The sequence below is a fragment of the Gemmatimonas sp. genome (assembly GCF_046594945.1).
Taxonomy (GTDB): domain Bacteria; phylum Gemmatimonadota; class Gemmatimonadetes; order Gemmatimonadales; family Gemmatimonadaceae; genus Gemmatimonas.
In genome coordinates, this window is sequence record NZ_JBKJRB010000019.1 from 1 (window position 1) to 4,646 (window position 4,646).

3 protein-coding genes are annotated in these 4,646 nt (G+C 65.3%); 2 read left to right on the plus strand and 1 reads right to left on the minus strand.

The window, feature by feature from the left end; genetic code table 11:
* Positions 1-500: 500 nt before the first annotated feature.
* Positions 501-2,204 carry a peptide ABC transporter substrate-binding protein gene (locus ACLL97_RS02565; protein ID WP_411278910.1) on the minus strand — a complete coding sequence of 568 codons (1,704 nt, stop codon included), beginning with the start codon at positions 2,202-2,204 and terminating at the stop codon, positions 501-503.
* Between the two features lie 127 nt (positions 2,205-2,331).
* On the opposite strand from ACLL97_RS02565, the gene ACLL97_RS02570 reads away from it, so the two are divergent.
* On the plus strand, positions 2,332-3,312 hold the full coding sequence (locus ACLL97_RS02570; protein WP_411278911.1) for an ABC transporter permease: 981 nt from the start codon (positions 2,332-2,334) through the stop codon (positions 3,310-3,312).
* Complete coding sequence (locus ACLL97_RS02575; RefSeq protein ID WP_411278912.1) at positions 3,309-4,154, plus strand: ABC transporter permease; 846 nt, start codon at positions 3,309-3,311, stop codon at positions 4,152-4,154. The genes ACLL97_RS02570 and ACLL97_RS02575 overlap by 4 nt, the downstream gene beginning before the upstream one ends.
* Positions 4,155-4,646: the final 492 nt, after the last annotated feature.

A 4,646-nucleotide genomic window follows, 5' to 3' on the forward strand; every position in this document is an offset into this window, starting at 1 on the left:
CGCTGTTGCAGGCGGCCAGCGTTGTCGCGGCGGCAAGGACACAAAGGGCGGCGGCGCGGCGCACGAGGGCGAAGCGAACGAAGGCGTGCATGGAGAATTCCTGGAGAGAGGAACCGGCGGTGTCACAGGTGGGCCGCGCGGCGAATGTTTCCGTCGTGGCCCCGTCATCACATGGACGGTATGCTAGCGGTGCGGTCAGCCCAGGAGCGTTACGTTACCGGCATCCGCACCGACGTCTTGACGAACGATGCTCCGCGCAAAACACAATCGCGAGCACGCGTTTCAGTGACGGCGCAGACCGTCGCCGGGGAGGCTCGCCGGGACCCGTGGCGTGCGCGCGACCTCGTGGGCGGGCGGCGGGCGGCAGGCACGCGTTGGCCGTCCATGAAACGCCTTGTGCCGCACCGTGAACGGGGCGGCGCATTGGCCACCAAGCAAACGCCCCTGCCGAGTGACCTCGACAGGGGCGGTGCGATGAGTTCTTCGGAGGTAGCCTTCGCTTACGGTACCGACGTCCGGGCTACCGTCGCCGGCGCGTGGACGCTCTGCACGTCCCAGTCGGCCAGCCCGGCCAGCCAGGCGTCGGCACGCAGGCCCTTCGGCACGAGTCGGGTGCGTATCGCCGCCAGGTTCCGCGGCTCGTACAGCCAGATGGCCGGTGCGTCATCGACAATACGTTGGTAGGCACGCCGGAACAGTGCCGTCCGTTGACGCGGGTCAAACGTCACGATGGCGCTGTCCACGGTGGCATCGAACGTCGTGCTGGAATACCGTCCGAAATTGGCGCCCACATCGTCGCCGCGTACCGATCCCCACGATTGGCGAATCGACGTCGGACTCGGATCGTTGCGCCATGCATTGAGGGCCGTGTCGAAGTCACCGGCGTGCAAGCGGGCGGCGAACACTCCCGACTCCACGGCATCGATTTCCACCGTCGCGCCGATGCGAGCAAATTGCGCCTGGAGCAGCACGGCCAGCTTCTTTCGCGTGCCACTGGACGCGGGAACGAGAATGTTGAATGCCAGCGCTTTCCCGTCGCGCAGGCGGACGGCCTTCTTCGCGTCCCATCGCCAACCCAGCGAGTCCAAGGTACGAGCGGCGGCGACCGTATCGAACGCGATCGGTCGCACCGTGGTATCAGCCGTTGCTTCGGAGCGGGTCACCGGACCCAGCGCCACGCGACCGAGTGAATCGAGCGCGTTGTGCACGATGGCGGCGCGGTCCACCGCCGCGGAGAGGGCCACTCGCAGGGGCTGATCGGCAAAGGCTACCACGCGCTGTTTACTTGGCCGCTGATTGAACACCAAGTATCCGTAATCGAGGCTGCCGTATTCGATCGTTCTGAGTGTTGGCACCAGACCGGCGCGGGCCACGGCGTCGCCGCGCAACACTTCCAGCACGTCGGCCTGACCGGCGAGAATAGCCGCGGTCGCGGCGTTCGGGTCTGGCGCAATGGACCAGATCACGCGATCAAACGTGGGACGCCCACGGTAGTTCATACTGTCGGCAGACAGCACCAACTGGCGCTTGCGGTCCCACTGCTCAAAGCGGTACCGCCCGCTGCCGATCGGATGGCTGGCAAAAGCCGAGGAGGCAATGCTGTCGACGTGAATCGCACCCAGCAAATGTTCTGGCATGACCGCCAGATTGTACGCGATCTGAAAGAACTGTTCAGGATGCCGGTGATTCCACCACACCACCGCGGTGTGCCGGTCGCGCACGCTAACGGAGTCGATACCGGCAAAACCGCGGGCATGCATTGAACCCACCGCAGGGTCGGTGTAGAAGCGCCAGGAAAAGCGTACATCTGACGCGGTGACCGGCATCCCATCGTGCCATCGGGCGGCCGAGTCGATTTCAAATGCGATGGACAGTGAGTCCGACGCCCAGCTCCAGCTCCGGGCGAGTCGCGGCGCGAAGCCCTGATCGCCATCGGTGCGTACCTGCGCGTCCTTGGGGTCGGCGAGGTGATCGAACAGCAGGTCGACGACCTGCTTGCCGGCCGTCGTCGCCACGAGTGGGGGGACGAGCGCATCGGCATCGGCGGCGGTGGTGATGACGATGCCTGCCGTGGCAGCCTTGCGTTCCGCGTCGCTGGCCAATGTGTTTTCCCGGTCGCATGCCGAGAGCGTGGCCAACAGGAGCACTGCGCATAATGAGCGAAGAGACAGCGATATCAGGCGGTACAGGAAGGAGCGCGTCATTCGACTGGTGCTGGAGGAGGAAGACCGTTGCTTGGAGCATCGGCCGGTCGGGCCGATACTTGTGTTGGCAGCGTTGCGGTAGCTTCACGCGGTCCCATCGGGCACTGGTGTTCCCTCGTTCCCCGTCATGTTTCGATACCTGGTTCCGCGCACCATGCATGCGTTGGCCATCGTGGCATTTGCCGCGTTGGCCAGCTTTGTGCTTTTGCAATTGGCTCCGGGAGACGCGGCGACGCAGTCTGCCGATCGGCCGGGACGGAACTCGGCGGCCCAAGCGGCTATGCGAGAGCGTTTGGGGCTAAACCGTTCGGTTCCAGCGCAGGCACTGGCCTACGTCATGGATGTCGCGCGAGGTGACCTTGGGGTGTCGTTCGCCGAGCAGCGTTCCGTGCGATCGGTGCTGGCGGACGCGTTGCCGGCCACCATGATGCTGTCCGGCGCCGGGTTGGTTCTGGCCTGCGTGTTTGGTGTTGGCATAGGCACCGCACAAGGGTGGCGACCCAACAACCGGGTTGCGGCGACCTTGGGCACCGCGCTGACGCTGCTCTATACGCTTCCCGAGGTGGTCGTTGGCGTTGCGCTCATGGCCGTGTTCGGACTGGTGTGGAGCGTATTGCCTGTTGGGGGCATGACGGATCCGCTGGTTGAACTCACCGGTGGTTTCGGCGCCCAGTTCGTGGACCGCTTGCGTCACCTGGCCCTGCCCTCGTTTGCTTTGGCGCTGGTGTGGAGTGCCGCGATCGCGCGCCAGCAACGGACCGCGGTCCGTGAAGTAGCGTTAGCTGCGTTCGTGCGGACGGCGCATGCCAAGGGGCTTGGTGATGCCCGCGTCCTGCGTCGGCACGTCATGCGGTCGGCGCTGCCGGGAACGGTCGCGGTCATCGGTACGATGCTTCCCGCACTGGCGGGCGGCACGGTGATCATCGAGGCGCTGTTCGCGTGGCCTGGTATGGGATCGTTGCTGGTCCGCAGTGTGGCGTTGCGGGACGCTCCCGTCGTTGCGGGTGCGGTGATCGTGATGGCGTTGGTGATCGCCATGGGCACCTTGATCACGGACGCCGTAGTTGGGTGGTTGGACCCGCGCACCCGGGCAGAGGCGACGGAATGACCGCGCGCGTTCAACGGGTGCGTGCGATCTCCGGGCTCACGCTCACCGCATGCGTGATCGTCACCGTGGTTGCGGTCGCGAGTCTGCTGGCGCCGTGGCTGGCACCGCACGATCCGGCGGCGCAGCTAGACGTGGTGCGGCTCAAGAATGCCGCACCAAGCTGGTCGCACCCGTTGGGGACGGATCCGTATTCGCGCGACTTGCTGAGCCGTGCGCTGTTCGGTGCGCGCACCTCGCTGATCATTGGACTGGTTGGCGCCGGCATTGCGGCGACGATCGCGTTGGCGTGGGGGCTTCTGGCCGGCTTTGTGCGCCGTCAGATCGGCGATCGCATGATGAGTGTGCTTGATGCGTTTCGTGCGGTGCCGCGCAAGGTCGTGTTGTTGGCAGCCGTCATGGTGGTGCCGCATGCGTCCGCGATGATGCTTGCCGTGCTCCTTGGGGTCACCAGCTGGACGGCGCTCAGCCAAGTCTTATGCGTGCAGGTGCGCTCGTTGCGGACGCGCGACTTTGTCACGGCCGCCAGGTCGATTGGCGCAACACCGACGCGCCTGATGCTCCGGCATATTGGACCACAGCTGATTGGTTCGATGACTGCCGCCAGTGCGCTCTTGCTGGCGGACATGCTTGCGGTCGAGGCCGGATTGTCGTTCTTAGGACTCGGCGTGCGCGCGCCGCACGCCAGCTGGGGCACCATGTTGCAGGATGGCGTGCCGTACCTGGCCAGCGCGTGGTGGATTGCCGCCACACCCTGCGTGTTGCTGGTGCTCACGGTGTTGAGCATTGCGCGGATAGCCGATGCGGTCCATGCATCGAGTGCCGCAAAAGCGCCGGCCGCCTAAGGGCAGTCGGCGCTTTCGATCGAGAGGCGAGGACGGACGTACGTGCGCATGGCCGGTGCGCGTGCCACACTGGTGCTCAGCGTGGCAGTCGTCGGTCACGGTGGTAGCCGCTGAAGTGCTTCACGCGCCGGTACAGGTAGCCGTTATTCGCGTCATACTACATCTCTTCGCGTGCTCCACGAGCTTCGCGCAAACCACTGGGCTCTCGACCGCGCCGAGGCAGCTGCACACACTGCGGTTCGCGCGAAGCTCGCGAAGATCTGCCATCACATCAGTCGTGTCCCAACGGGTTCACGGGTGGAGTTGTGCATCACGGGGATCCCGCAGCACCGGCGTCACCAACAACGCAGTGAACGCGGGAGCAATGGCCGAGCGCCGAGCGCCGAGCGCCTCAATCCATCGACACCATGTAGCCGGAGAAATGCCTCACTACGAAGTACAGCCGATGGTCGATGATCTTGGCGGTCAGCTGCTCATTGAGCAGCACCACGC